Origin of the sequence: Cupriavidus sp. WGlv3 (assembly GCF_023952475.1) — a bacterium.
In the GTDB taxonomy this organism is placed as follows: Bacteria; Pseudomonadota; Gammaproteobacteria; order Burkholderiales; family Burkholderiaceae; genus Cupriavidus; species Cupriavidus phytorum.
Genome location: NZ_JALHRX010000007.1, coordinates 192,016 through 216,559, shown reverse-complemented (window position 1 = coordinate 216,559; position 24,544 = coordinate 192,016). Strand labels below are relative to the sequence as shown.

Sequence of the window (24,544 nt, the reverse complement as noted above, 5' to 3'; positions counted from 1 at the left end):
TCCTGCGCTTACATCAGCCAGTACAGCAGCACGATATTGGCCACCAGGATCGCCAGCGCGGTCGGCACCTGGGCGCGGATCACGGCGTTCTTGTCGTCGAGTTCCAGCAGCGCCGCAGGCACGATATTGAAGTTGGCTGCCATCGGCGTCATCAGCGTACCGCAATAGCCCGAGAACATGCCGATCGCCGCCATCACCGCCGGATTGCCGCCGAACATGCCGACCAGGATGGGCACGCCGACACCGCCGGTCATCACCGGGAAGGCGGCGAAGCCATTGCCCATGATCACCGTGAACAGCGCCATGCCGACGCAATAGACCGCCACCGCCACCAGCTTGTAGTCCAGGTTGATATAGGCGGTGGTCAGATGCGCCACGGCCTTGCCCACGCCCGCGTCGGCAAACACCAGCCCCAGCATCGCCAGCATCTGCGGCAGCACCAGCGCCCAGCCCAGCGACTCGGTCAGGCGGCGCGACTCGCGCAGGCCCTGCGCCACGGTGTCGCGCGTAAGCCAGCACACCACCGCCAGCGAGATCAGGCAGCCGATCCCCAGCGAGACGAAGGTCACGTTCTTCGGATCGAGCAGCGGCACGCCGGCGATCCTGACGTCCTTGAACAGCATGGTGCCGATCACGGTCACCAGCGGGATCAGCAGCGCCGGGATGAACAGCTTGTTGCCGAGGCGGCTCGCGCTGGCGCGGCGCTCGGCTTCGGGCAGGCTGTCGTGCTTGCCATGGCCGACGCCGCCGAAGCCCGCGATCAGCGCCATCACCACCGCGCCGATGCCGACCGCGGCCGGCGGCAGCCGGTCGCCGGCCAGGAACACGATCGCGTACAGCAGCCAGAACAGGCCGGTGCCGAGGCGGCGCGGATGGGCGCGGTCGGTGAAGGTCATCAGCGCGGTGATGGCCAGCACCAGGCCGGCGAGCCAGTACAGGTACTCGATGGAAATGATCATGGCGCGCTCCTTACTCGGCGCTCGGCGCAGGCATGGCGGCGCGGGGGGCGTGGGGGCCCAGCTCGCGCTCGAGCCAGCCGTCCAGACGCTTGAGGCGCACGGCGTGGATCAGGAAGGCGCAGATCGCGGTGGGGATGCCCCACACGGCGATATGCAGCGGCTCGACCTCGATGTTCGACGACAGCAGGAAGGTATGCATCAGCGCGATCGCGCCGAACGCGACGAAGATGTCCTCGCCGAAGAACAGGCCGACGTTGTCGGTGGCGGCGCAGAAGGCCAGCACGCGCTGGCGCACCGGCTCGGGCAGGTGGCCAAAGCGGTTCTCGGCCGCGCCTTCGGCCATCGGCGCCAGCAGCGGGCGCACCATCTGCGGATGGCCGCCGAGGCTGGTCAGGCCGATCGCCGCGGTCAGCTCGCGCACGCCCAGGTAGACGATCAGCAGGCGCCCGACCGTGGCCGAGGCGATGCGCGCGATCCACGCCTGCGCGTGCTCGCGCAGCCCGTGGCGCTCCAGCAGGCCGATCACCGCCAGCGGCAGCAGGATGATCAGCGGCAGGTTGCGCGCCTTGACGAAGGCGGTGCCGATCGCGGAGAAGATCTGCATCAGCGGCATCGGCGCGGCCAGCCCCGTGGCCAGCGCAGCGAGCACCACCACCAGCATGGGATTGAAGCGCAGCACGAAGCCGACGATGATGACGCCGACCCCGACAAGGGGCCAGAGATTGACTGCCTGTTCCATGGAAACACCAAACGAAGATAACGAAGGCGCGCGGACAGCAGCCGTCGTGACGCGTGACGGGGCAGGCCGCGTGGGGGAAATGCCGGCGTGAAGGCGCGGGAATGCGCTCAGTCGCCGGCGCGGATCGCGATGCCTTCTGCGCCCAGCCGTTCCCGGATGCGGCGCGCGAAGGCCAGCGCGTGGGCGCCGTCGCCGTGCAGACACACGGTTTCGGCCTGAATCGGTACCCAGGTGCCGTCGATGGCGCGCACGCGCTGCTCGCGCACCATGGTCAGGGTCTGGTCCAGGGCGACTTCCTCGTCCTCATGCAGCGCGCCGGGCGTGCCGCGTTTGACCAGCGTGCCATCGGGGTTGTAGCCGCGGTCGGCAAAGACTTCCTGCTTGACGCGCAGGCCGGCCTCCTTCGCCACGTCGATCATCTGGCTGCCGGCCAGGCCGAAGAACACCAGGTCGGCGTCGAAGTCGCGCACCGCGCGCACGATGGCGCGCGCCAGCGCCGGGTCGCGCACGGCCTGGTTGTACAGCGCGCCATGCGGCTTGACGTGGTGCAGCACCCCGCCCTGCGCGCGCACGATCGCGGCGAGCGCGCCGATCTGGTACAGCACGTCGGCGTAGACGTGTTCCGGGTCGCGCTGCATCTCGGTGCGGCCGAAGTTCTCGCGATCCGGGTAGCTCGGGTGCGCGCCGATCGCCACGCCGCGGGCCAGCGCCCACTTCACCGTCTGCACCATGGTGGCGGCGTCGCCCGCGTGCCAGCCGCAGGCGATATTGGCGGAGCTGATCAGCGCCAGCAGCGCCTCGTCATTGCCACAGCCTTCGCCAAGATCCGCGTTCAAATCGATCTGCATTGCCATTCTCCTGTGCGGCGCCCGGGCGCCTTGCTTATGCTGCCGCCCGCGTGCGGGTACGCCGCCGCGCGGCAATGGGCATGCCATCGCCCTGCCACTGCAGCGCCTGCTCGATCTGCCGCAGGTAGCGCGACAGCTCATGCTGCGCCGCCTGCGCCTGGGCCAGCGTGACCTGCACGAAGCGCACCGGCGCGCCCAGCGGCACCTGCGCCAGCCGCCACAAATCCGCTTCGATCACCACGCCGATCTTGGGATAGCCGCCGGTGGTCTGCGCATCGGCCATCAGCGCGATCGGCTGGCCCGCCGGCGGCACCTGCATCACGCCCGGCATCACGCCGTGCGAGAGCAGGTCGGCGCTGCGCTCGGGGCGCCGCGCCAGCGCCGGGCCGGCGAGGCGCAGGCCCATGCGGTTGCTGTTGGGCGTGACGGTCCAGTCGGCCTGCCACAGCGCGGCCTGCGCGGCCGCGTCGAAATCCTCGTATTCCGGCCCCGGCAGCATGCGGATCGCCGTGGCCTTGCCTTCGACCGCGGCGGGCAGCGCCCACGCCGGCGCCTGCACGCCGATCCAGTCGGTCTCGGCGTCCAGCCCCGGCCGCCCCGCGGGCAGGCGGTCGCCCTCCTGCAGCGCGCGGCCGCCCAGCCCGCCGAAACCCGACTTCAGGTCGGTGCTGCGCGAACCCATCACCGGCTCGACCGCAATGCCGCCCGCGACGCACAGGTACACGCGCGTGCCGCCGCGCGTCGACGGCAGCGTCAGGGTCTCGCCCTTGTGCGCGTCGAACGCATGCCACGACCACACCGGCATGCCGTCAAGATTGGCGCCGCATTCCGCGCCGGCCAGCGCCACGCGCATATCGGCATGGAAGCGCACCGCGGCGCGTCCCAGCGTGAATTCAATGGCGGCGCAGCCGGGCGCATTGCCAAGCAGGCGGTTGCCGACTTCGACCGCCAGCATGTCCATGGCGCCGCAGCGGCCCACGCCAAAACGGCGGAAGCCGGTACGGCCCAGGTCCTGTACCGAGGCGAGCGCGCCGGGACGAAGGATCTCGATCACGCGATGATTTCCTCGGCCACAAAGCGCACGGTATCGCCGGGCGCGAACAGGGACGGCGGATCGCGGTCCGCCACGAACAGTTCGGCGTCGGTACGCCCGATCAGCTGCCAGCCGCCCGGCAGCACCGCCGGATAGATGCCGGTCTGCTCGCCGCCGATGCCGACCGAACCCGCCGGCACCGCCACGCGCGGCTCGCGCCGGCGCGGCGTCGCCAGTTCCGGCGCCAGCCCGCCCATGTAGGCGAAGCCGGGCTGGAAGCCCAGGAAATAGACCACGTACTCGCCCGCCGCATGGCGGCGCACCACTTCCTGCGGCGCCAGGCCGGTATGCGCGGCGACGTCGCCCAGGTCCGGGCCATGCTCGCCGCCGTAGCGCACCGGGATCTCGACCAGCTTGCCGGTGGCATTGCGCGCCTCGCCCGAGGCCCACGCCAGCTTCAGATTGCGCTCGAGCGCGCCGACGTCGGCACTGCCGTCGAAGATCACGGTCAGGTTGTTCATGCCCGGCACCACGTCGACCACGCCGCGCCAGTCCGCTGCACGCGCGGCCATGGCCCAGATGCGGCGCTGGACTGCCAGCGATGCAGGCGGCGCAACGCTGTACAGCAGCGCCTGCTCGGCAAGTCGGTGGACGGTGCAGTTCATGAGATTCCCGGTAGCGCACTTGCTACCAGTGTAGGCAGGCAAGCCGGAATGTGACGTCTTTGTATTTCATCGATAATTTATCGATGAATTCATCATAACGAAATGGACCGGGCGGGGACAGTCAGGGTTGACCCTAGGAAGGCACAGCTGGGCGGGTGGACGGCGCCGATCGACGGGAGTAGGATTAAATCCTACCGATGGGAGATGGTCATGCGAACCACGCAACAATTGAGCGTCACGCTGCCGACCGAGATGGCTCAGGCGGTCAAGGACAAGGTGCGGTCGGGCGAATACGCCAGTGAAAGCGAGGTCATCCGCGATGGCCTGCGTGCGCTGCTGGCGCGTGACCGGGCCGTGGACGCGTGGCTGCTGCAGCAAGTGGGCCCTGCCTACGATGCGCTTCAGGCCGATCCGTCCCGTGCCGTGACCGCAGATGACGTTCGTGCTCGTCTGGCTGCCAAACAGGCTGGGAAAGCCAAAGGCCGATGAGAACCTATCCCGTCGTCTTTGCGCCGGAGTTTGTGGAGCAACTTGAGAGCTTGTACGACTATATCGCCGAAGAAACCTCGCCCTACATCGCGGCGCGGTACACCGACGCGATCGTAGAATATTGCGAGTCGCTCAGTACATTTCCACATCGCGGCACTCAGCGCGATGACGTGCGGCGAGGGCTGCGGATCACCCATTACAAAAAGCGCGCCGTGATCGCGTTCGCCGTGGATACCGACAAGGTCTCCATCATTGGTTTGTTCTATGGCGGTCGGGACTACGAGACGATGCTGAACGAGTCAGATTGAATGGACGATGTCCGATTGATGCTGCCTGGCAAAGACGCTGGCACAGAGCGAAAACAAAAACGGCCGGGAACCCCCCGGCCGTTTCATATTCCAACCCAACCCGCTCAGGCAAACCCGGCCTGATGCGCCTGCTGGTCGGCATGGTAGGAGCTGCGCACCATCGCGCCTACGGCGGCGTGGGTGAAGCCCATCTTGTAGGCCTCTTGCTCGAACATCTTGAAGGTGTCGGGATGCACGTAGCGCAGCACCGGCAGGTGGTGGTTCGACGGCGCCAGGTACTGGCCGATGGTCAGCATGTCGATGTCGTGCGCGCGCATGTCGCGCATGACTTCCAGGATTTCCTCGTCGGTCTCGCCCAGGCCGACCATCAGGCCGGACTTGGTCGGGACGTTGGGATTGCGGCGCTTGAATTCCTGCAGCAGCTTGAGCGAGTGCGCGTAGTCGGCGCCCGGGCGGGCCTGCTTGTACAGGCGCGGCACGGTTTCCATGTTGTGGTTCATCACGTCGGGCGGGCACGCCTGCAGGATGTCCAGCGCCTTGTCCAGGCGGCCGCGGAAGTCGGGCACCAGCACTTCGATGCGCGTGTCGGGCGACAGCTCGCGCGTCTGCGAGATGCAGTCGACATAGTGCTGGGCGCCGCCGTCGCGCAGGTCGTCGCGGTCGACGCTGGTGATCACCACGTAGTTCAGCTTGAGCTGGGCGATGGTGCGGGCCAGGTTGCCCGGCTCGTTCACGTCGAGCGGATCGGGGCGGCCATGGCCGACGTCGCAGAACGGGCAGCGGCGCGTGCACTTGTCGCCCATGATCATGAAGGTGGCCGTGCCCTTGCCGAAGCATTCGCCGATATTCGGGCAACTGGCTTCCTCGCACACCGTCACCAGGTTGTTGGCGCGCAGGATGTCCTTGATCTCATAGAAACGCGAATTGCCGGTGGCGGCCTTCACGCGGATCCAGTCCGGCTTCTTGAGCTTCTCGGCCGGCACGATCTTGATGGGGATGCGCGCGGTCTTGTCGGCCGACTTCTGCTTGCGGGTCGGGTCGTACTGCTCCGCGGGGGACTGCGGGGCTTCGCTGGAAGTGGCGATCAGTGCGTCGCTCATACATTTCTCCGCACGCGCTCGGCGTGCATTTCGCTTTTGACTAGGAGGCCAGGGCCGGGGCGGCAGGTTCTTCGGCCGCCAGCACGCGAGCTTCGTGCGCTGCCAGCACCTCGCACAATGCAGCCGCCAGGCGCTGTGCGATCTCGGGTTGTGTTGCCGCGGTCACGGGCACCGGGGCGCCATCGGCATCCGCCACCGGGCAGGCGGCGCCCGCGCTGGCCATGTCGACCGTTTCCAGTCCGGCATAGCCGCAGGGATTGATGCGCAGGAACGGCGACAGGTCCATCTGCACGTTGAGGCTGACGCCGTGGTAGCTGCAGCCGTTGCGGATCTTGAGGCCGAGCGCGGCAATCTTGGCGCCCTGGTGCGGCCCGTTGGACAAGTAGATGCCGGGGGCGCCGGGCTTGCGTTCGGCTGCGAGATTATACGCCGCGAGCGTGTCCAGCACGGCCTGCTCGATGCCGTGCACCAGCTCGCGCACCATCAGGCGGCGGCGGCGCAGGTCCAGCAGCAGGTAGGCCACCACCTGCCCCGGGCCGTGATAAGTGATCTGCCCGCCACGGTCGATCTGCACCACCGGAATCCGCTCGTCCGGGGCCAGCAGGTGCGCGGGGTCGCCCGCCTGGCCCAGCGTGTAGACCGGCGGATGCTCGACCAGCCAGACCTGGTCGGGCGTCTCGGGGGTGCGTGCGGCGGTGAAGGCGCGCATCGCGTCGAAACACGGCTGATAGTCCTCGCGGCCGCGTTCGATGACTTGAATCGGATGCATGGCGAGAGTGTAACGAAAAGGGCCGGCTTGCGCCGGCCCCGAACTTGCCCCGCCTCGGCCCCTTCAGCGTGCCCGAGGCGGGCAACCGTCCGATGCGTCACGCGACCAGACCAGGCGCAGATGGCCCCGGTCCCGGTGCGATGCGGCCCCGGCCGGCCCCGCTTCAGGAGGCGGTGACCCGCTCCTGGCTAGGCGTCCACTCCGTGCCTCGAACCAGGCGGCGCAGGCTGCGGTACACCAGGTGCGGCAGGTCGGCCAGCGCCAGCGCCGGGCGGCGCGCCTCGGCGATGAGCGCCAAGCGCACTGGATGCAGGGCGCGCGGGTCGATGCTGAGCACCACCTCGTCACCCGGGCGCAGCAGCAGGCTGCCGCCACAACGCAGCCAGTAGTCCTCCGAATCGTTCTCGCGGGTCAGCCAGACATCGGTGCCACGGGCCTCGGCAATATGGAGGCGCTGGGCCGCATGCACCGACAGCGTGGTGACTTCGCCAGGATTCAGGGTGAACTCGCTCGTTGTGAGCACGGTTTTCATGGTGGTTCTCCGTTCAGCCGGCCCTGACGGGGATACGCCAGACGCAGTACGGATTCGCGGCGGAGCGCCGGAACTGGCCCGGCAAAGGGACCAGGCCAGTGAAATCCAGCGAATATCGTCGTAACCAGGGGGCAACTGCGGGGGCCGGTGATGGAATATTAGTGATTGCCCGACCACTATCAAAACGATATATTTTCTTTGTTCTTGTTAGCCAATCTCACATAACCCCGATCGCCTGGAGACGGCCATGGCCTGGAAAAGCGCCTGGGAGAAAGACATGCCGCGCGGCTGGCACCGCGAATTGCCGCGCCTGCCGGCGCTGACCGCGCTGCGCGCGTTCGAAGCCGCGGCGCGCCACGAGAGCTTTTCACGCGCGGCCACGGAGCTGTTCGTCACGCACGGCGCGGTCAGCCACCAGATCCGCGCGCTGGAAGAGGAACTGGGCATGCCGCTGTTCGAGCGCCACGGCAAGCGTGTGGCGCTGACCCCGGCGGGCCGGCTCTATGCCGAGCGCGTGCGCGACGCGCTGCTGCAGATTGCCGATGCGACGCGTGCGCTGCAGGCCGGCAACCGCGACAAGCGCCTGACCATCAGCACCATGCCGTCGTTCGCCGCGCGCTGGCTGACACCGCGCATCGGCAGCTTTATCGAGCGGCATCCGGAACTGGATGTCGAGCTGTTGTCGTCGAACACGCTGGTCAACTTTGCGCACGAAGAGGTCGATGTCGCGCTGCGCATGGGCAGCGGCGACTATCCCGGCCTGTATGTCGAGCGGCTGCTCGACGACGTCTTCTTCCCGGTGTGCAGCCCCGCCTTCAACGGCGGGCGGCTGCCGGAGCGGCCGCAGGACATGGCGGGCCTGCCGCTGCTGCGCGGCGAGGGCGATCCGTGGAAGCCGTGGTTCGATGCCGCCGGGCTGGACTGGCCCGAGCCGCGCAAGGGCCTGCTGCTGGAAGATTCGTCGCTGCTGCTGCAGGCCGCCTCGGAAGGGCAAGGCATTGCCCTGATCCGCTCTTCGCTGGCGTGCAACGACCTGCTGTCCGGGCGCGTGGTGCGGCTGTTCGATGTCAGCATCCCGTGCCCGTGGCTGCTGTATTTCGTGTGCGCGCCCGGCTCGCTGAACCTGCCCAAGGTGCAGGCGTTCCGCGGCTGGCTGCTGCCCGAGATCGAGCGCTTCCGCGAGGTGCTGGCGCAGTGGGAGTGAGTCAGTCTTCTTCCGGGGTTGCGTCGGTCGACGCCGCGCTTGCAGCGGCATCGGCCGCCGGTTTTGCGCGCGCCCGGCCGGCACGCGGGTGGGCCTTGTCGTAGACCTTGGCCAGGTGCTGGAAATCGAGCGCGGTGTAGACCTGCGTGGTCGAGATGCTGGCATGGCCCAGCATCTCCTGCACCGCGCGCAGGTCGCCGGACGACTGCAGCATGTGGGTGGCGAAGGAATGCCGCAGCATGTGCGGATGCACGTCGGCCGGCACCCCGGCGCGCAGCGCCTGCTGCTTGAGCCGCAGCTGCACCATGCGCATCGACAGGCGCCGTCCGCGCGGACCGAGGAACAGGGCATTGGCGTCCTCGGGCGCGGCGCCCGGCCGCAGCAAGCCGTCGCGCACCGCGAGCCAGGCCTGCAGCGCCGCAATGGCCTTGCTGCCGACCGGCACCGAGCGCCGGCGCGAGCCCTTGCCGGTCACGGTGACCTCGGCGCCGGCCAGGTCGAGCCAGCCGCTGGAGCGGTAGCCGTCGGCATCGGCATAGCGCAGGTCCAGCTGCACCAGCTCGGACAGCCGCAGCCCGCTCGAGTAGAACAGTTCGTAGACGGCCTGGTCGCGCAGCGCCACGGCATCGGTGCCGGCAGGGTGCGCCACCAGCGCCACCGCGTGCTCGACCGACAGCGCCTTGGGCAGCGCGTGCCCCGAGCGCGGTGCGCGCACGCCGTCGACCGGATTCACGGTCACGCCATGGCCATGGCGCGCCGCCCAGAGATAGAAGCCGCGCCATGCCGACAGCGCGCGCCCGATGCTGGTGCCGACCAGCCCGGCGGCATGCAGCCGTGCGGCGAAATGGCGGATATGGTGGGTCTGCAGCGCCAGCAGCGCGACCCCCGGCGCATGCTGCGCCGCGTGCGCCTGCAGCACGCGCAGTTCGCGCGCATAGCCCGACAGCGTGTGCTCGGCCAGCTTGCGGCTGCCGCGCAGCCAGTCGAGATAGCGCGTCACCAGCGGGTCTGGCAGCGGCGCTTCGCCATCCGCGGGCGCGGACGATGCGACCACAGCGCGCGGCGGCCGGCGTGCAGGCATGGCGTTATCGCAAGGCCGCGGCTTCAGTCGCGCAGCCGGTTCAGCGCGGCGCCCGCGACTGCGCCGATCTGCGACAGGTAGGCGGTGCCCATGCCTTCGTGGAAGCGGCGCGGGTCGGGCGAGCCCAGCACCAGCAGGCCAAAGGCGGCACCACGCACGTCGGCACCGGCCTCGGCCTCGGCCGCGCGCACCGGCACGCGCAAGGTCACCATCGCCAGCGAGGTGATATCGTCGCGCTCCAGCAGGCTGGCCGCCTCGAAGCCGCTGTTGCTGCCGCAGTACGGCGCGCGCAGGCCTTCGGCAAAGATGCGCAGGTCTTCGCTGGCGCTCTGCGTCACTTCCATGTGCGCGTACTGTTCGGCAACGTCCCACAGCCTGAGCGCCACCGCCGGCACGTCGAACACCTGCTGCAGGCCGTCCTGCACCGCATACGGCAGCGCATGCGAATCGGCCTCGGCCAGCAGGCGCAGTTGCCAGTCGTGCAGGCGCTGCTGGGTGCGGTCGTTCTCGTGGCCATGGCGGACCAGGTCCGCCAGGCGCAGCTCCAGGCCCTTGTTCTTCTCGCGCAGGATCTCCATCTGGCGCTCCTGCAGCGACACGGCGCGATGGCTGTGCGGGCTGGTCAGCTGCACCGCGGCCAGCAGCTCGGCATGCTCTTCGAAGAATTCAGGATGGCTCTGCAGGTAGGCGGCGACGTCTTGGGCGTTCATGGGGCGTGGACCGGTAGAGGTAAAGTGGGTGGCAGTTTAGCAAAGCGGTCGTGACGGGCGCGGCGAAGGCGCTCAAGCCCGCCCCAGATAACACCTAGGTCTGGATCAGCCGCTTCTGCCGCGAAATGCTCATCAGGATGCCGATGCCCGCGCCCAGCGTCACCAGCGCGGTGCCGCCGTAGCTCAGCAGCGGCAGCGGCACGCCCACCACCGGCAGGATGCCGCTGACCATGCCCATGTTGACGAAGGCATAGGTGAAGAAGATCAGCGTGATCGATCCCGCCAACAGCCGCGAGAACAGCGTCGGCGCATTGGCCGCGATAAAGAGCCCGCGGAAGATCAGCAGCAGGTACAGCACCAGCAGCACCGCGTTGCCGATCAGGCCGAACTCTTCCGAATACACCGCGAAGATAAAGTCGGTGTGCTTCTCCGGGATGAACTCCAGGTGGGTCTGCGTTCCCTTGAGCCAGCCCTTGCCCTCGACCCCGCCCGAGCCGATCGCGATGATCGACTGGATCGTGTGGAAGCCCTTGCCGAGCGGATCGCTGGTCGGGTCCAGCAGCGTGCAGACGCGGTGCTGCTGGTAGTCGTGCAGCACCGGCCAGTTCACGCCGGGCGCGCACATATCGTTCTGGAACGTGATCAGCAGCGTGATGGCGACCACCAGGATCCCCATCAGCGGCAGGATCAGCTTCCACGACAGCCCGGCGAAATAGATCACGTACAGGCCCGCGGCCATCACCAGCAGCGCCGTGCCCAGGTCGGGCTGCTTGGCGATCAGGCCCACCGGGATCAGCAGCAGGCCCAGCGCGACGATGAAGTCGAACCAGCGGATCACGCCCTCGCGCTTCTGGAAGTACCACGCCAGCATCAGCGGCATCGAGATCTTCATGATCTCGGACGGCTGGATCACCATGCCGACATAGAGCCAGCGGCGCGCCCCCTTGCGGATCAGGCCGAACATGGCCACTGCGATCAGCAGCGCCACTCCCACCGTATAGATCGGCACCGCCACCCGCATCAGCGTCTGCGTCGGCAGGTAGGCGATCACGAACATCACCACGTACGACAGCAGGATATTGCGCAACTGGTCCTCGACCCGGCCCGGCATGTCGATGGCGGCCGAGTACAGCGCCACGATGCCGGTGGCGAACAGCAGGAACACGATCAGCGATAGCGGCTTGTCAAAACCGGTCAGCGCGGTCTTGACCAGGGACATGACGCGGCGTCGATCCATGCGCGTCTCCTTCAGCGAGTGGCGTCGGCCCCGCTGGCTGCCTTGGCAGCCACGGGCCTGACGCGTGGTTTGGGTGCGGGCGCCTTGGCCGGCACGGCCGCAGCCGAGGCCGGCGCGGGGGTCTGCGGCTTGCTGTGGCCCAGCGCCTGCAGCATGCGCTGGTCCAGCGACTGCACCGCCGAGGCCGGGGCGATGGCGTCGGGGTCCAGCATCGCGGCGATCGCCTCCGGCGTCGGCACCTGCGCGGCCGAGGCCGCCGCCACCGCGCTGGCGTCTGCGCCGCTGGCCGGTGCCCCGCCGCTGGACATCACCGTGGCGCTGGCAATGCTGGCGGTCTGGCCGGTGGTGAACACGCTCGGCGTATCCACCGGCGCGCGGCCAGCCACGCGCTCGCCGGCGGGCGGCGCGATCGCCTCGAGCTCGGCGGGCCACTTGCCGGTCAGATAGTAGTCCATCACCTTGCGCGCGATCGGCGCGGCCACCGCGGCGCCGAAGCCGGCGTTCTCGACGATCAGCGCGATCGCGATCTTCGGGTTGTCGGCCGGCGCGAAGGCCGTGTACAGCGAGTGGTCGCGCTTGTGCTCGGCCAGCGCGTGGTGGTTGTACTTCTCGCCCTTGGACAGGCTGTAGGTCTGCGCCGTGCCGGTCTTGCCGGCGGACTCGTAGGCCGCGCCGGCAAACACGCGCGCGGCCGTGCCCGAGTGCGTCACCGCCACCATGGCGCGCTTGATCACGTTGATGTCGGCCTGCTTGAACGGGATGGTGTAGCTTTCCTTGGGCACGGTCAGCGTGCGCTTGCGCGTGACTGCGTCTTCGACCGCCTTGACCAGGTGCGGCTTCATCACCTTGCCGTCGTTGACGATCACCGAGGTGGCCTGCGCCAGCTGCAGGATGGTAAAGCTGTTGTAGCCCTGGCCGATGCCCAGCGAGATGGTCTCGCCCTCGTACCACTTCTGCTGCTCGGGCTTGCGGTAGGCGCGGCGCTTCCAGTCGGTCGACGGCAGGATGCCGCGGCTTTCGCCCTCGATGTCGATGCCGGTGATCTGGCCGAAGCCCAGTGGCTTCATGAAGTCATGGATGCCGTTGACGCCCATGTCGCGCGCCAGCGCGTAGTAATAGGTGTCGCACGAATGCACGATCGAGCTGTGCATGTCGACCCAGCCGTGGCCGCCCGGCTTGTCGTCGCGGAAGGTATGGTTGCCCAGCGTGTAGAAGCCCGGATCCGACATGCCCCAGTTCGCGGTGCGCTTGCCGGTGGTCAGCGCCGCCAGCGCCATGAACGGCTTGTAGGTCGAGCCCGGCGGATAGGTGCCACGCAGCGGGCGGTTCAGCAGCGGCTTGTCGGGCGAGCCGTTGAGTTCGTTCCAGGTATTGGTGTCGATGCCCTCGACGAACAGGTTGGGGTCGAAGGTCGGCTTGGAGACGAAGGCGAGGATGTCGCCGGTGGACGGCTCGATCGCCACCAGCGCGCCGCGGCGGTTGCCATAGAGCGCCTCGGCCAGCTGCTGCAGGCGGATGTCGAGCGACAGGATCAGGTTGTTGCCGGGCGTGGCGGGCGAGGTCGACAGCGTGCGGATCGGACGCCCGCCGGCGCTGACTTCCACTTCCTCGAAGCCGGTCAGCCCGTGCAGCTCGCTCTCGTAGCTTTGCTCCAGGCCGATCTTGCCGATGTAGTTGGTGCCCTTGTAGTTGTCGGCATCCTTGCGCGGATCGTACTTGGCGCTGTCGGCATCGTTGGCCTCGTCCATGGCCTCGATGCGCTCCTGGTCGCGCTGCGAGATCCGGCCCAGGTAGCCAACCACGTGCGAGGCCGACTCACCCAGCGGGTACTGGCGGAACAGCCGCGCGCGCACGTCGACGCCGGGAAAGCGGAAGCGCTGCGCGGAGAAGCGCGCCACCTCCGCGTCAGTCAGCTGGCTGCGGATCGGCAGGCTTTCGAAGCTGCGCGACTCTTCCATCAGCCGCTTGAAGCGGCGCCGGTCGCGCGGCTGGATCTCGACCAGGCCGGACAGGCTCTCGATGGTGTTGTCGAGCGTATCGGTCAGCTTGGATGGGGTGATCTCCAGCGTGTACGCCGAATAATTGCGCGCCAGCACGATGCCGTTGCGGTCCATGATGATGCCGCGGTTGGGCTCGATCGGCGCCACCGAGATGCGGTTGTCCTCGGCCTTGGCCGAGTACTGGTCATGCTTGTACCACTGCAGCCACAGGAAGCGCGAGAACAGCAGGCCGAAGCAGACCACCGTAAACAGCGCCGCGGCCGCCACGCGGATGCGGAAGCGGCCGATTTCCAGTTCGACGTTGCGGATTTCGGTCATGGTACTGCGTGGCCTGGAGAAATCGGTAGTGGACGGTGGCTGGCGATAGTGACGGCAATGACGAGGGCGACGTCAGATCGGCCGGGTCTCGTCGACATCGGTCGAGCGGCGCTGCGGCGCCAGCAGCAGGCTGGTGGCGAGCGGCCACAGCAGCGCCTCGATCGCCGGCGCCAGCAGCAGCGGCCAGCCGGGCAGCGGCGCGCCCATCGCCAGCCGGATCAGCACCGGCACCGCGTGCGCGATAAACAGCAGCGGCAGCACGTGCAGCGCCTGGGTATAGACCGTGAACCACAGCACGCGCCGGTGGATGGTGATGGCGAAGTAGGCCAGCAGCGTGTACGCCAGCGCGTGCTCGCCCAGCAGCCGGGCATCGTGCACGTCCATCAGCAGGCCCAGCAGGAAGGCCACGCCCATGCCCACCTTGCGCGGCTGGTGGATGTTCCAGAACACCAGCACCAGCGCCACCATGTCCGGGATCCACAGCGTGGTGCCCCACGGCATCAGGTTGAACAGGAACGCCAGCACGAAGCTGAAGGCGATGAAGACCGGATTGACCGGCCGCAGCAGGTATTGGGGATTGGTCACCGTGGTGCCTCCTTGGCAGGGGCGGCCTTGCCGGCCGCGGCGCTGTCGGCGGCGGCGCGTGCCGCGGCGGACTTGGCGCCCTTGACCGGCGCCTCTGGCCGGGCCTCGACCGCTTCGCGCGCCGGGATGGCGGCGTCGTAGCGCACCACCAGCAACTGGCGGTGCGCGCGCACGCCGGCCACCGGCTCGCAATAGACGCGCGAGAACGCGGTATCGGCCTTGCGCTCGATCTGCACGATCTTCGCCACCGGCAGGCCCGGCGGATAGGTGCCGTCCAGGCCCGAGGTCACCAGCAGGTCGCCCTGCTGCAGGTCGGCGGCGGCGGCCATGAAGCGCAGGTCCAGGTGGCCGGCGCGCGCGCCGCCGAAGGCCACGCTGCGCAGGCCGTTGCGCACCACCTGCACCGGAATCGCCTGGTCCTTGTCGGTCAGCAGCGTCACCTCGGACTGGAACGGCGACACGCGCGTGACCTGCCCCACCACGCCGCGCTCGTCGATCACCGGGTAGCCGGCGCGCAGGCCGTGCTGGCTGCCCTTGTCGATCACGATGCGCTGGCTGTACGGGTCGCGCGCGTCATACAGGATCTCGGCCGCGGTCACCGGCGTGGCCGACTGCTGCGCCAGCCCGAGCAGCTTGCGCAGCTGGTTGTTCTCGGCCTCGAGCTGCGCCTGGCGTACCGACGCCTGCGCCTGCTGCACCGCGTTCTGGCGCAGTTCGCGGTTCTCGGTGGCGAGCGTCGCCGACGACTGGGCGTAGTCGAACATGGTGCGCAGCGCGTCGCGCGGCGCCAGCACCAGGCGCTCCACCGGCATCAGCACGGTGGCGGCAACCTGCCGGCCCACGCGCAGCGCGTCGAAACGGGCGTCGACCACCAGCAGCGCCAGCGCGATGCCCACGTACAGGACCAGCCTGGCGACGGCCGAGGTGCCTTGCTTGAAGAGCGGCGGAGGGGAGTAATCCATTTACCCGAACAAAGGCCGGAGGCCACGCGGAAACGCCCCGCCGCCCGCCTTGCCGCACCCAGGCCCCTGGCGGGGACAGGCGCGGCACGGTCGGGCGGCGGGAGCTGCCAGGGCCCGGCCCCGGCGGATGCGGCGCCGCGACGCCGCCATGATCGCTCGATCCGGCAGGCCGCGCATCGCCACGTGAGCGTCCTTCTTACTCGTAGGAGAAGATGCTGCCGAGCTTGTCCATGCGTTCCAGCGCCATGCCGGAGCCGCGCACCACGCAGGTCAGCGGGTCTTCGGCGACCAGCACCGGCAGGCCGGTTTCTTCCGCCAGCAGGCGGTCCAGGTCGCGCAGCAGCGCGCCGCCGCCGGTCAGCATCATGCCGCGCTCGGCGATGTCGGCGCCCAGTTCGGGCGGGGTCTGTTCCAGCGCGATCTTCACCGCCGACACGATCTGGTTGAGCGGATCGGTCAGCGCTTCCAGGATTTCGTTGGACGAAACCGTGAAGGCGCGCGGAATGCCTTCGGACAGGTTGCGGCCCTTGACTTCCATCTCGCGGACCTCGGAGCCCGGGAAGGCCGAGCCGATTTCCTTCTTGATGGCCTCGGCGGTCTGCTCGCCGATCAGCATGCCGTAGTTGCGGCGGATGTAGTTGACGATGGCCTCGTCGAACTTGTCGCCGCCGACGCGCACCGAGCCCTTGTAGACCATGCCGCCGAGCGAGATGATGCCGACCTCGGTGGTGCCGCCGCCGATATCGACCACCATCGAGCCCGACGGCTCCGACACCGGCAGGCCGGCGCCGATCGCGGCCGACATCGGCTCCTCGATCAGGTACACCTGGCTGGCGCCGGCGCCCAGGGCGGATTCGCGGATAGCGCGGCGCTCGACCTGGGTCGAGCCGCACGGCACGCAGATGATGATGCGCGGGCTCGGGCGCAGCAGCTTGCTGTCATGCACCATCTTGATGAATTGCTTGAGCATCTGCTCGGTCACGGTGAAGTCGGCGATCACGCCGTCCTTCATCGGGCGGATCGCCTCGATATTGCCCGGCACCTTGCCCAGCATCTGCTTGGCTTCCTTGCCCACCGCCGTGATGGTCTTCTTGGCATTGGGGCCGCCCTCCTGGCGGATCGCAACGACCGAGGGCTCGTCCAGCACGATGCCCTTGTCGCGCATGTAGATCAGCGTGTTGGCGGTGCCGAGGTCGATCGCCAGGTCGTTGGAGAAGTAGCTGCGGAGAAATCCGAACATCAGGAATCCTGTCTGTGATGGTGTTCGCGGGTAGGCGAAGCGGCCGGCGCCGCGAGCGGCCCGGCCACGAAATGGGTTGTGTTGCGTTGAATACGGAATGGTTCTCGGCTTCCCGCTCCGCCCGCCGCCCGGACCGGAAGCTGTCCGGCCGGATGGGAACGGGTTCGGCACCGCCGGCGCACCGCGCGCGCCGGCCCTACGGGAACCTTTGATTAGACCCCGCCGAAAAGTTCGCGGAAATGTGCAGGCGCCGGCGCATCATGCTGGCTGTCGCGCAACATGCGGGGACCGGCGGCAAGGCCTAATCAGAGGACCCAGGTTTGCCCTTCGGGCGCCTTCGGACACCGGGCGCGGAGGCGCCGGCCGCAGGCCATGTGGCGTAGGCGTTGCCAAAGGTCGGTAACTCGCAATGATACCTTATAATTCTGGCGACTTCGGGCGTTTACAGCCTGAAAATACCTGCAATTCTGGCGACTGCGGCGTGCGCTCCGGTGCCTGCGGTCAGGCTCAGGGCCATGCGACGCAACGGCCCCGTGAGCCAGCCGCCGGCGCCGCCCGCGCCGCCCTTCGTATCCCAGTATCCGAGCATCGACCCACCACGCCATGGCCCTCGACCTATCCGACGTCAAGCGCATTGCCCACCTCGCCCGCATCGAAACCAGTGATGACGAGGCCGCCCAGACGCTTGCGCAGCTGAACAACTTTTTCTCGCTGGTCGAGCAGATGCAGGCGGTCGATACCACCGGCATCGAGCCGCTGGCACATCCGCTGTCGGCGGTGCGCGACATGGTCCAGCGCCTGCGCGAGGACGTGGTCACCGAAGCCGACCGCCGCGCCGACTACCAGCGCCCCGCGCCGGCCACCGAAAACGGCCTGTACCTGGTGCCCAAGGTCATCGAATGACCCTTGCCCGGCCCGTGCCGCCGCCAGGCGCGCCACGGTCCGCCCGCCAGTACAACACCCCTGATGCCAACCGACTGTCATGCCCTTTTCCGCTGATTCCGTGACCTCCCTGCGCCAGCTTGCCGACGCCCTGGCCGCGCGCACCGTCTCCGCCGAGGAACTCGCGCGCGAGTACCTGGCCCGCATCGAGCAGGCCGCCGCGCTCAACGCCTTTATCCACGTCGATGCCGAGCTGACCCTGGCCCAGGCCCGCGCCGCCGACGCACGCCGCGCGCGTGGCGAGGCCGCGCCGCTGACCGGCGTGCCGGTCGCCCACAAGGATGTGTTCGTCACGCGCGGCTGGCGCGCCACTGCCGGCTCGAAGATGCTGGGCAACTACGAAAGCCCGTTCGACGCCACCGTGGTCGAGCGCATGGCCGCCGCCGGCATGGTCACGCTGGGCAAGACCAACATGGACGAATTCGCGATGGGCTCGTCCAACGAAAACTCGCATTTCGGCCCGGTGCGCAACCCGTGGGACGCCAGCCGCGTGCCCGGCGGCTCGTCGGGCGGCTCGGCCGCGGCGGTCGCCGCCGGCCTCGCGCCCGCCGCCACCGGCACCGACACCGGCGGCTCGATCCGCCAGCCGGCATCGTTCTCGGGCATCACCGGCATCAAGCCGACCTACGGCCGCGTGTCGCGCTACGGCATGATCGCCTTTGCCTCGTCGCTGGACCAGGGCGGCCCGATGGCCCACACCGCCGAGGACTGCGCGCTGCTGCTCAACGCCATGGCCGGCTTCGACCCGAAGGATTCGACCAGCATCCCGCCCGCGCAGGGCGGCGTGGACGAGGACTACACCCGCCTGCTGGGCCAGCCGCGCGCGGGCGCCAGCGCCGAGCGCCCGCTGGCGGGCCTGCGCATCGGCCTGCCGAAGGAGTACTTCGGCAAGGGCCTGGCGGCCGACGTCGAGCAGGCCGTGCGCGCGGCGCTGGCCGAGTACGAGAAGCTGGGCGCCACGCTGGTCGAGGTGTCGCTGCCCAAGACCGAGCTGTCGATCCCGGTGTACTACGTGATCGCGCCGGCCGAGGCCTCGTCCAACCTGTCGCGCTTCGACGGGGTGCGCTACGGCCACCGCGCCGCCGCGTACCGCGACCTGCTCGACATGTACAAGAAGAGCCGCGCCGAAGGCTTCGGGGCCGAGGTCAAGCGCCGCATCATGGTCGGCACCTACGTGCTGTCGCACGGCTACTACGACGCCTACTACCTGCAGGCGCAGAAGATCCGCCGCATCATCGCCGACGACTTCCAGCGCGCCTTCGCCCAGTGCGACGTGATCATGGGCCCGGTGGCGCCGACGGTGGCGTGGAAACTGGGCGAGAAGACCTCGGACCCGGTGCAGATGTACCTGGCCGATATCTTCACGCTGTCGACCAGCCTGGCTGGCCTGCCCGGCATGAGCGTGCCGTGCGGCTTCGGCGCGGGCAACATGCCCGTGGGCCTGCAGCTGATCGGCAACTACTTCGACGAAGCGCGCCTGCTGCAGGCCGCGCACGCGTTCCAGCAGGCGACCGACTGGCACCTGCGCCGCCCCGCCAAGGCCTGACCATGACCCGCACCCTGCTCCGCCTGCTTGCCGCCGCGGCGCTCGCCGCGCTCGTCGCCGGCTGCATCCAGCTGCCGATCATCGGCAAGCCCACGCCGATCGCCAGCCGCGACATCGACCTGGCCGGCGACTGCCGCCGCACCGAGGAAGACGGCTTCCGCGAAGACGCGCAGCTGCGCATTGCAGACAACAGCGTGCAGCAGTTGTCGTGGAAGCTGTGGGTCGGCAAGCGCGGCTCGTGCAGCTTCAACCTGGCAGATTTCCGCCAGGTCCAGAAGAAGCCGCATATCGAGCTGCGCGCCAACGATGGCAGCGGCTGCAAGCTGATGGTCTGGCAGGACCCGCGCCGCGTCACGCTGGCGCACGCCAACTGCCAGCAGCGCTGCACCCCCGGCATCTATGAAGAGGCCTGGCCGGTGATGTTCGAGCCGGGCACCGGCGCGTGCGCCCGCACGCGCTGAAGCCACTGAAGCCCTAGCAGCCGGCCATGGTCCACGCCCACATCCCCCCGCAACCCGCTCCGCGCGCCGCCCGCCCGGCGGGCGCGTGGCTGCGCGCCGCGGTGGCGCTGGGGTTTAGCGCGTGGATGGCCGGCGCCGCGGCGCATACGCCGGACCTGCCGGCGCCCGCGCTGGACGCGCCGGCACCGCTGACGCCGGCGGGCGCACTGGCGCCCAACGCGGTGAGCCGCGCCGCGCCGGCCTCATCGGCCGCAGCCAGGGCGGCAGTCGCGCCCGTGCCCGCGCAGCGGGTCCAGCTGCGCGGCGATGCCGCCACGCCGGCGCTGACCGCCTACTGGTTCGTGCCGCGCGAAGGCAACACGCCGCGCGCGCTGCCGGTAGTGGTGGCGCTGCATGGCTGCGGCGGCCTGCTGGCGCAGCGCGCCGCGCGCGACGGCACCGCGGCGGCAACGGGCACCGACACCGCGGACGTTGCCGCGCTGCTGCAGCAACGCTACCGCGAATACGCGCACTGGCTCACCGAACGCGGCTACGCGGTGCTGATGCCCGACAGCTTCAGCGCGCGCGGCAAGCCCCACGGCATCTGCGCCGAGCCCATCGACAACCGCGCCATCGACGACCGCACCCGCCGCGCCGACGCGCTCGCCGCGCTGCGCTGGGTGGCGCAGCAGCCCGCGGTCGATGCCGCGCGCATCGTGCTGCTGGGCTGGTCGAACGGCGCGCAGGCGGTGCTGGCCACCGTCGACGCCAGCCGCCCGTGGCCGGCGGGCACGCCGACGGTCGAGCGCGCGGTGGCGTTCTATCCAGGCTGCAAGCGCGCGGTGCAGCAGCACAGCTTCCGCCTGCGCGCGCCGCTGCTGCTGATGATCGGCGGCGCCGACGACTGGACCCCTGCGACCCGCTGCGCCATGCTGCAGAGCGCGGTACAGGCGCGCCAGCCGGGCGCGCGCTTCCGGCTGGAGATCTACCCGGGTGCCTATCACGGCTTCGACGGCACCAGCGAGCTGCATCGGCGCACCGACGTGCCCGCCGCCGCCATGCGCAAGGGCCAGAGCGTTACCGTCGGCGGCGACGCGGTGGCGCGCGTGGCCGCGCTGGCGCAGCTCGACTCCTGGCTGGCCAGTCCCGACCCCTGACCGCCACGCAAGACCAGACAGAACACCGGGGCGGCGCTGCCGCTCCCTCGCAACAGACAACACCGAAAGAACCGAACAGGAATACCGCCATGCAATGGGAAGTGGTGATCGGCCTCGAAACGCACGCGCAGCTGTCGACGGCCTCCAAGATTTTTTCCGGCACCTCCACCGCCTTCGGCGCCGAGGCCAACACGCAGGCATCGCCGGTTGACCTGGCGTTGCCGGGCGTGCTGCCGGTGCTCAACCAGGGCGCGGTCGAGCGCGCGATCCAGTTCGGCCTGGCGATCGGCGCCACCATCGCGCCGCGCAGCGTGTTTGCGCGCAAGAACTACTTCTACCCCGACCTGCCCAAGGGCTACCAGATCAGCCAGTACGAGATCCCGGTGGTGCAGGGCGGCACCATCACCATCCAGGTCGAGGGCAAGCAGGGCGAGTCCTACGAGAAGACCGTCAACCTGACGCGCGCGCACCTGGAAGAAGACGCGGGCAAGTCGCTGCACGAAGACTTTGCCGGCATGACCGGCATCGACCTGAACCGCGCCGGCACGCCGCTGCTCGAAATCGTCACCGAGCCCGACATGCGCAGCGCCGCCGAAGCGGTGGCCTATGCCAAGGCGCTGCACTCGCTGGTGGTGTGGCTGGGCATCTGCGACGGCAACATGCAGGAAGGCAGCTTCCGCTGCGACGCCAACGTGTCGGTGCGCCCGCTCGGCCAGAAGGAATTCGGCACGCGCCGCGAGATCAAGAACCTGAACTCGTTCCGCTTCCTGCAGCAGGCCATCGAATACGAGGTGCAGTGGCAGATCGCCGAGATCGAGGACGGCCGCAAGATCCAGCAGGCCACCGTGCTGTTCGACCCCGACACCGGCGAAACCCGCGCCATGCGCACCAAGGAAGACGCGCACGACTACCGCTACTTCCCCGATCCGGACCTGATGCCGCTGGAAATCGACGCCGGCTGGATCGAGCGCGTGCGCGGCGAACTGCCGGAGCTGCCGGCGGCGATGCAGGCGCGCTTCGTCGCGCAATACGGCCTGTCGGCCTATGACGCCACCATGCTGACCGCGACCAAGGCCTATGCCGCCTACTTCGAAGCCGTGGTCGCCGGCGCGGGCACCGCCAGCGCCAAGCCCGCCGCCAACTGGCTGATGGGCGACGTGGCCTCGCAACTCAACCGCGAAGGCATCGCCATCGACGCGGCTCCGGTCACGCCGGCGCAACTGGCCAAGCTGCTGGCGCGCATCGCCGACGGCACGGTGTCGAACAACACCGCCAAGAAGGACGTGTTCCCGGCCATGTGGGCGGGCGAGCATGGCGGCGACGCCGACGCCATCATCGCGGCCAAGGGGCTGAAGCAGATGTCCGACAGCGGCGAGCTGGAAAAGATCATCGACGACGTGCTGGCCGCCAATGCCAAGTCGGTCGAGGAATTCCGCTCGGGCAAGGAAAAGGCGTTCAACGCGCTGGTCGGACAGGCGATGAAGGCGACCAAGGGCAAGGCGAATCCGGCGCAGGTGAATGAGTTGCTGAGGAAGAAGCTGGGGTAAGCGCAGTCACTCGCCCGGCTGTTTGCTCCCCTCTGCCGCCTGCGGGAGAGGGAGCACGCCCACAGTCCACCAAGACGTTGCGTACACCGACGCGCCCTTCACATCCCCGCCCTACCCCTCACCGTCTCCTCCAGCAACGACCGCAGCTTCGCCAGCGCCCCCGGATCCCCGTGCGCCGCGGAGCGTGCGTACCAGATCTTCGCCTGCTCGAGGTCCCGGTCGACCACGCCGGGCTCGCCGCGCTCATAGAAGCTGCCGACGATGTACTGCGCGCCGCCATTCCCCGCGCTCGCCGCGCGCTGGTACCACGCAAACGCCTGCGCGTAGTCGCGCGGCACGCCGCGGCCGGTGAAGTAGTTCGTCGCCAGTTCCATCTGCGCCTGCACGTGGCCGCCCTGCGCCGCGCGCTCATACCAGCGGTTCGCCTCTTCCAGCGATTTCGGCACCAGCTGGCCGCGCTCGTACAGGTCGCCCCAGGTGTATTGCGCATGGGTCATGCCGTTGTCGGCCGCCTTGCGCAGCCACACCAGCGCCTCCTGCGGCCGCGCGGCAGTGCCTTCGCCGCGCAGCAGCATCATCGCGTAGTTGAATTGCGCGAGGCGGTTACCCTGGCGCGCGGCACCGGAGAAACCCTGCAAGGCATCGTCGAAACGGCCTGACTCATAGGCGGCGACAGCGTCGCGGGTCTGCGCCTGCGCGGGAATGGTAGGCTGCGGTGCCGCGCCAGCCGGCGGCAGGCACAGCCATGCGCTGAGGATGCCGGCCAGCACGGCGGCATGCGGGGAACGGTGTTTCGACATGGCGGACTCCGGGCGCGGCGCCTTCCTTGCTTCAGTGTAGGAGTCTGCAGGGGCGCCCGGTAGCGACGAGATTATCCGCGATAATAATCAACGATGGCCTAATCCCCACCCTCTCATTCGTCGCACCAATAACTGTGCACTGCGTTCAGATCCACCCGGCGCGGTGCAGCCGCCGCCACAGCGCGCCACAGGCGACCGCGGTCACGCCGATCACGGCCGGGTACGCGTAGTGGATTTTCAGCTCGGGCATGAAATCGAAGTTCATGCCGTACAGGCTGAACACCACCGTCGGGATCGCCAGGATCGCGCCCCAGCCGGCGAGCCGCTTGACCACTTCGTTCTGGCCGACGGTCACCAGCGCCAGGTTGACCTGCACCGCGGTGGTCAGCATTTCGCGCACCACGTCGAGCGTGCGCACCTGCCGGCTGGCGTGGTCCGCGATATCGCGGAAATAGGCGCGCAGTTCCTTCGGCACCAGTTCCTCGTGCAGCCGGATCAGCTGGCCGCACATGTCCTCCACCGGGCTGACCGCGTTGCGCAGGCGCAGCACCTGGCGCTTGACCTGGTACAGGCGTTCGATCGCGGCGCGATCGAACTCGTCGCGGAAGATGCCCTGCTCGAGCGCCTCGAAGTTGTCCTCCAGGCGCGTGACGATGGGCAGGTAGTGGTCGACGACGAAGTCCATCAGCGCGTACAGCACATAGCCGGGCCCGTTGGCCAGGCCGTGCGGGTCGTGCTCGCAGCGCTCGCGCACCGGCGCATAGGTGCTGCTGGCGCCGTGGCGGACCGAGACCACGTAGTTGGGGCCGACGAACAGATGGGTCTCGCCGACCACGACTTCGTCCTCCACCAGCTGCGCGGTATTGAGCACCACGAACACGGAATCGCCGTAGGCCTCGAGCTTGGGGCGCTGGTGCGCGTTGGTCGCGTCTTCGACCGCGAGGTCGTGCAGCCCGAAGGCCTGCTGCGCCTGCCGCAGCAGCGCCAGTTCGGGCTCGTGCAGGCCCAGCCAGACGAAGGTGCCGGGCACCGCCAGCACCGTCGGGATTTCTTCCATGCCTACCGTGCCGAGCCGCTTGCCCTGCCGGTAAGCCACGCAATTGACGATGGCGCCCATGGAAACTCCGCTGATCAGATGGCGCAATCGTAACAAGGCTTTGCACGGTGCCCCGGCCGCCGCGTGCCGATGCGGCGCAAGCCGCGCCGGCCACACTTGCGCCGCGCCACCGGCACTCTCATGGAGCCCGCGCGCCACCTCCGGTACATATCGATCCAATTGTTACAGTTCGCGACAGATACAACGTTAGAATGTGGCATTTCCACGGTCACCCGG

The 24,544-nt window shown here is 68.8% G+C and carries 25 protein-coding genes; 8 read left to right on the top strand and 17 right to left on the bottom strand.

Annotation, left to right across the window (positions count from 1 at the left end; all coding sequences use genetic code 11):
• Window positions 1-8: 8 nt before the first annotated feature.
• From MKD38_RS14725 to pxpB, 5 genes are all read right to left on the bottom strand, one after another.
• Complete coding sequence (locus tag MKD38_RS14725; RefSeq protein WP_252677847.1) at window positions 9-959, bottom strand: DUF979 domain-containing protein; 951 nt, start codon at window positions 957-959, stop codon at window positions 9-11.
• 10 nt (window positions 960-969) lie between these two features.
• The gene (locus tag MKD38_RS14720) at window positions 970-1,698 is read right to left on the bottom strand and encodes a DUF969 domain-containing protein (RefSeq protein WP_252677845.1); all 729 of its coding nucleotides are present in this window, start codon (window positions 1,696-1,698) and stop codon (window positions 970-972) included.
• Window positions 1,699-1,805: 107 nt separating this feature from the next.
• On the bottom strand, window positions 1,806-2,546 hold the full coding sequence (pxpA, locus tag MKD38_RS14715; RefSeq protein ID WP_252677843.1) for a 5-oxoprolinase subunit PxpA: 741 nt from the start codon (window positions 2,544-2,546) through the stop codon (window positions 1,806-1,808).
• Between the two features lie 34 nt (window positions 2,547-2,580).
• Window positions 2,581-3,600, bottom strand: coding sequence for a 5-oxoprolinase subunit C family protein (locus MKD38_RS14710; protein WP_252677841.1), 1,020 nt, complete (start codon window positions 3,598-3,600; stop codon window positions 2,581-2,583).
• Complete coding sequence (pxpB, locus tag MKD38_RS14705) at window positions 3,597-4,244, bottom strand: 5-oxoprolinase subunit PxpB (protein ID WP_252677839.1); 648 nt, start codon at window positions 4,242-4,244, stop codon at window positions 3,597-3,599. The genes MKD38_RS14710 and pxpB overlap by 4 nt, the downstream gene beginning before the upstream one ends.
• A 210-nt stretch (window positions 4,245-4,454) precedes the next feature.
• On the opposite strand from pxpB, the gene MKD38_RS14700 reads away from it, so the two are divergent.
• Together MKD38_RS14700 and MKD38_RS14695 are read left to right on the top strand one after the other, a co-directional pair.
• Complete coding sequence (locus tag MKD38_RS14700; RefSeq protein ID WP_115679091.1) at window positions 4,455-4,733, top strand: ribbon-helix-helix domain-containing protein; 279 nt, start codon at window positions 4,455-4,457, stop codon at window positions 4,731-4,733.
• Window positions 4,730-5,041, top strand: a complete 312-nt coding sequence (locus MKD38_RS14695) for a type II toxin-antitoxin system RelE/ParE family toxin (RefSeq protein WP_252677838.1) — start codon at window positions 4,730-4,732, stop codon at window positions 5,039-5,041. Before MKD38_RS14700 ends, MKD38_RS14695 begins: the two co-directional genes overlap by 4 nt.
• 104 nt (window positions 5,042-5,145) lie before the next feature.
• Here the strand turns inward: MKD38_RS14695 and lipA are convergent, their stop codons facing one another.
• The 3 genes from lipA to MKD38_RS14680 form a co-directional block, all read right to left on the bottom strand.
• A complete protein-coding gene (gene lipA / locus MKD38_RS14690; protein WP_115707724.1) occupies window positions 5,146-6,141 on the bottom strand; it encodes a lipoyl synthase in 996 nt (331 codons plus the stop codon).
• Between the two features lie 40 nt (window positions 6,142-6,181).
• Window positions 6,182-6,910 carry a lipoyl(octanoyl) transferase LipB gene (lipB, locus tag MKD38_RS14685; protein WP_252677837.1) on the bottom strand — a complete coding sequence of 243 codons (729 nt, stop codon included), beginning with the start codon at window positions 6,908-6,910 and terminating at the stop codon, window positions 6,182-6,184.
• 163 nt (window positions 6,911-7,073) lie between these two features.
• Window positions 7,074-7,442 carry a DUF2917 domain-containing protein gene (locus MKD38_RS14680; protein WP_252677836.1) on the bottom strand — a complete coding sequence of 123 codons (369 nt, stop codon included), beginning with the start codon at window positions 7,440-7,442 and terminating at the stop codon, window positions 7,074-7,076.
• 247 nt (window positions 7,443-7,689) lie between these two features.
• Between MKD38_RS14680 and MKD38_RS14675 the strand changes: the two genes are divergently transcribed.
• A complete protein-coding gene (locus MKD38_RS14675) occupies window positions 7,690-8,646 on the top strand; it encodes a transcriptional regulator GcvA (protein ID WP_252677835.1) in 957 nt (318 codons plus the stop codon).
• 1 nt (window position 8,647) lies between these two features.
• Here MKD38_RS14675 and MKD38_RS14670 read toward each other — a convergent pair whose 3' ends face one another.
• The 7 genes from MKD38_RS14670 to MKD38_RS14640 form a co-directional block, all read right to left on the bottom strand.
• The gene (locus tag MKD38_RS14670; protein WP_252677834.1) at window positions 8,648-9,727 is read right to left on the bottom strand and encodes a tyrosine recombinase XerC; all 1,080 of its coding nucleotides are present in this window, start codon (window positions 9,725-9,727) and stop codon (window positions 8,648-8,650) included.
• Window positions 9,728-9,750: 23 nt separating this feature from the next.
• A complete protein-coding gene (locus MKD38_RS14665; protein WP_252677833.1) occupies window positions 9,751-10,437 on the bottom strand; it encodes a DUF484 family protein in 687 nt (228 codons plus the stop codon).
• A 94-nt stretch (window positions 10,438-10,531) separates the two neighbouring features.
• Window positions 10,532-11,674, bottom strand: coding sequence for a rod shape-determining protein RodA (gene rodA / locus MKD38_RS14660; RefSeq protein WP_092315232.1), 1,143 nt, complete (start codon window positions 11,672-11,674; stop codon window positions 10,532-10,534).
• Between the two features lie 11 nt (window positions 11,675-11,685).
• Window positions 11,686-13,992, bottom strand: coding sequence for a penicillin-binding protein 2 (gene mrdA / locus MKD38_RS14655; protein ID WP_252677832.1), 2,307 nt, complete (start codon window positions 13,990-13,992; stop codon window positions 11,686-11,688).
• Window positions 13,993-14,064: 72 nt separating this feature from the next.
• Window positions 14,065-14,577, bottom strand: a complete 513-nt coding sequence (gene mreD / locus MKD38_RS14650; protein WP_252677830.1) for a rod shape-determining protein MreD — start codon at window positions 14,575-14,577, stop codon at window positions 14,065-14,067.
• Window positions 14,574-15,539 carry a rod shape-determining protein MreC gene (mreC, locus tag MKD38_RS14645; protein WP_092315236.1) on the bottom strand — a complete coding sequence of 322 codons (966 nt, stop codon included), beginning with the start codon at window positions 15,537-15,539 and terminating at the stop codon, window positions 14,574-14,576. The genes mreD and mreC overlap by 4 nt, the downstream gene beginning before the upstream one ends.
• Window positions 15,540-15,735: 196 nt before the next feature.
• Window positions 15,736-16,779: a rod shape-determining protein gene (locus MKD38_RS14640; protein WP_008648066.1), complete on the bottom strand. Its 1,044-nt coding sequence runs from the start codon at window positions 16,777-16,779 to the stop codon at window positions 15,736-15,738.
• Between the two features lie 603 nt (window positions 16,780-17,382).
• Here MKD38_RS14640 and gatC point away from each other — a divergent pair.
• From gatC to gatB, 5 genes are all read left to right on the top strand, one after another.
• Window positions 17,383-17,682 (top strand): Asp-tRNA(Asn)/Glu-tRNA(Gln) amidotransferase subunit GatC, encoded by a 300-nt coding sequence (gene gatC, locus MKD38_RS14635; protein ID WP_018006687.1) that lies wholly within the window; start codon window positions 17,383-17,385, stop codon window positions 17,680-17,682.
• Between the two features lie 79 nt (window positions 17,683-17,761).
• A complete protein-coding gene (gene gatA / locus MKD38_RS14630) occupies window positions 17,762-19,267 on the top strand; it encodes an Asp-tRNA(Asn)/Glu-tRNA(Gln) amidotransferase subunit GatA (RefSeq protein ID WP_252677828.1) in 1,506 nt (501 codons plus the stop codon).
• A gap of 2 nt (window positions 19,268-19,269) precedes the next feature.
• Window positions 19,270-19,728 carry a hypothetical protein gene (locus MKD38_RS14625; RefSeq protein WP_171516593.1) on the top strand — a complete coding sequence of 153 codons (459 nt, stop codon included), beginning with the start codon at window positions 19,270-19,272 and terminating at the stop codon, window positions 19,726-19,728.
• A 26-nt stretch (window positions 19,729-19,754) separates the two neighbouring features.
• The gene (locus MKD38_RS14620) at window positions 19,755-20,864 is read left to right on the top strand and encodes a dienelactone hydrolase family protein (RefSeq protein WP_252677826.1); all 1,110 of its coding nucleotides are present in this window, start codon (window positions 19,755-19,757) and stop codon (window positions 20,862-20,864) included.
• A gap of 89 nt (window positions 20,865-20,953) precedes the next feature.
• On the top strand, window positions 20,954-22,411 hold the full coding sequence (gene gatB, locus MKD38_RS14615) for an Asp-tRNA(Asn)/Glu-tRNA(Gln) amidotransferase subunit GatB (protein WP_252677824.1): 1,458 nt from the start codon (window positions 20,954-20,956) through the stop codon (window positions 22,409-22,411).
• A 98-nt stretch (window positions 22,412-22,509) separates the two neighbouring features.
• Here the strand turns inward: gatB and MKD38_RS14610 are convergent, their stop codons facing one another.
• Together MKD38_RS14610 and MKD38_RS14605 are read right to left on the bottom strand one after the other, a co-directional pair.
• The gene (locus MKD38_RS14610) at window positions 22,510-23,211 is read right to left on the bottom strand and encodes a tetratricopeptide repeat protein (RefSeq protein ID WP_252677823.1); all 702 of its coding nucleotides are present in this window, start codon (window positions 23,209-23,211) and stop codon (window positions 22,510-22,512) included.
• Window positions 23,212-23,356: 145 nt separating this feature from the next.
• Window positions 23,357-24,328: a magnesium and cobalt transport protein CorA gene (locus MKD38_RS14605; protein ID WP_252677821.1), complete on the bottom strand. Its 972-nt coding sequence runs from the start codon at window positions 24,326-24,328 to the stop codon at window positions 23,357-23,359.
• Window positions 24,329-24,544: the final 216 nt, after the last annotated feature.

Excerpts from the sequence above, each read along its gene's own strand:
- MKD38_RS14725 (WP_252677847.1), bottom strand. The coding sequence starts at position 959 with ATGATCATTTCCATCGAGTACCTGTACTGGCTCGCCGGCCTGGTGCTG.
- MKD38_RS14720 (WP_252677845.1), bottom strand. The coding sequence starts at position 1,698 with ATGGAACAGGCAGTCAATCTCTGGCCCCTTGTCGGGGTCGGCGTCATC.
- pxpA (WP_252677843.1), bottom strand. The coding sequence starts at position 2,546 with ATGCAGATCGATTTGAACGCGGATCTTGGCGAAGGCTGTGGCAATGAC.
- pxpB (WP_252677839.1), bottom strand. The coding sequence starts at position 4,244 with ATGAACTGCACCGTCCACCGACTTGCCGAGCAGGCGCTGCTGTACAGC.
- MKD38_RS14700 (WP_115679091.1), top strand. The coding sequence starts at position 4,455 with ATGCGAACCACGCAACAATTGAGCGTCACGCTGCCGACCGAGATGGCT.
- MKD38_RS14695 (WP_252677838.1), top strand. The coding sequence starts at position 4,730 with ATGAGAACCTATCCCGTCGTCTTTGCGCCGGAGTTTGTGGAGCAACTT.
- lipA (WP_115707724.1), bottom strand. The coding sequence starts at position 6,141 with ATGAGCGACGCACTGATCGCCACTTCCAGCGAAGCCCCGCAGTCCCCC.
- lipB (WP_252677837.1), bottom strand. The coding sequence starts at position 6,910 with ATGCATCCGATTCAAGTCATCGAACGCGGCCGCGAGGACTATCAGCCG.
- MKD38_RS14680 (WP_252677836.1), bottom strand. The coding sequence starts at position 7,442 with ATGAAAACCGTGCTCACAACGAGCGAGTTCACCCTGAATCCTGGCGAA.
- MKD38_RS14675 (WP_252677835.1), top strand. The coding sequence starts at position 7,690 with ATGGCCTGGAAAAGCGCCTGGGAGAAAGACATGCCGCGCGGCTGGCAC.
- MKD38_RS14670 (WP_252677834.1), bottom strand. The coding sequence starts at position 9,727 with ATGCCTGCACGCCGGCCGCCGCGCGCTGTGGTCGCATCGTCCGCGCCC.
- MKD38_RS14665 (WP_252677833.1), bottom strand. The coding sequence starts at position 10,437 with ATGAACGCCCAAGACGTCGCCGCCTACCTGCAGAGCCATCCTGAATTC.
- rodA (WP_092315232.1), bottom strand. The coding sequence starts at position 11,674 with ATGGATCGACGCCGCGTCATGTCCCTGGTCAAGACCGCGCTGACCGGT.
- mrdA (WP_252677832.1), bottom strand. The coding sequence starts at position 13,992 with ATGACCGAAATCCGCAACGTCGAACTGGAAATCGGCCGCTTCCGCATC.
- mreC (WP_092315236.1), bottom strand. The coding sequence starts at position 15,539 with ATGGATTACTCCCCTCCGCCGCTCTTCAAGCAAGGCACCTCGGCCGTC.
- MKD38_RS14640 (WP_008648066.1), bottom strand. The coding sequence starts at position 16,779 with ATGTTCGGATTTCTCCGCAGCTACTTCTCCAACGACCTGGCGATCGAC.
- gatC (WP_018006687.1), top strand. The coding sequence starts at position 17,383 with ATGGCCCTCGACCTATCCGACGTCAAGCGCATTGCCCACCTCGCCCGC.
- gatA (WP_252677828.1), top strand. The coding sequence starts at position 17,762 with ATGCCCTTTTCCGCTGATTCCGTGACCTCCCTGCGCCAGCTTGCCGAC.
- MKD38_RS14625 (WP_171516593.1), top strand. The coding sequence starts at position 19,270 with ATGACCCGCACCCTGCTCCGCCTGCTTGCCGCCGCGGCGCTCGCCGCG.
- MKD38_RS14620 (WP_252677826.1), top strand. The coding sequence starts at position 19,755 with ATGGTCCACGCCCACATCCCCCCGCAACCCGCTCCGCGCGCCGCCCGC.
- gatB (WP_252677824.1), top strand. The coding sequence starts at position 20,954 with ATGCAATGGGAAGTGGTGATCGGCCTCGAAACGCACGCGCAGCTGTCG.
- MKD38_RS14610 (WP_252677823.1), bottom strand. The coding sequence starts at position 23,211 with ATGTCGAAACACCGTTCCCCGCATGCCGCCGTGCTGGCCGGCATCCTC.
- MKD38_RS14605 (WP_252677821.1), bottom strand. The coding sequence starts at position 24,328 with ATGGGCGCCATCGTCAATTGCGTGGCTTACCGGCAGGGCAAGCGGCTC.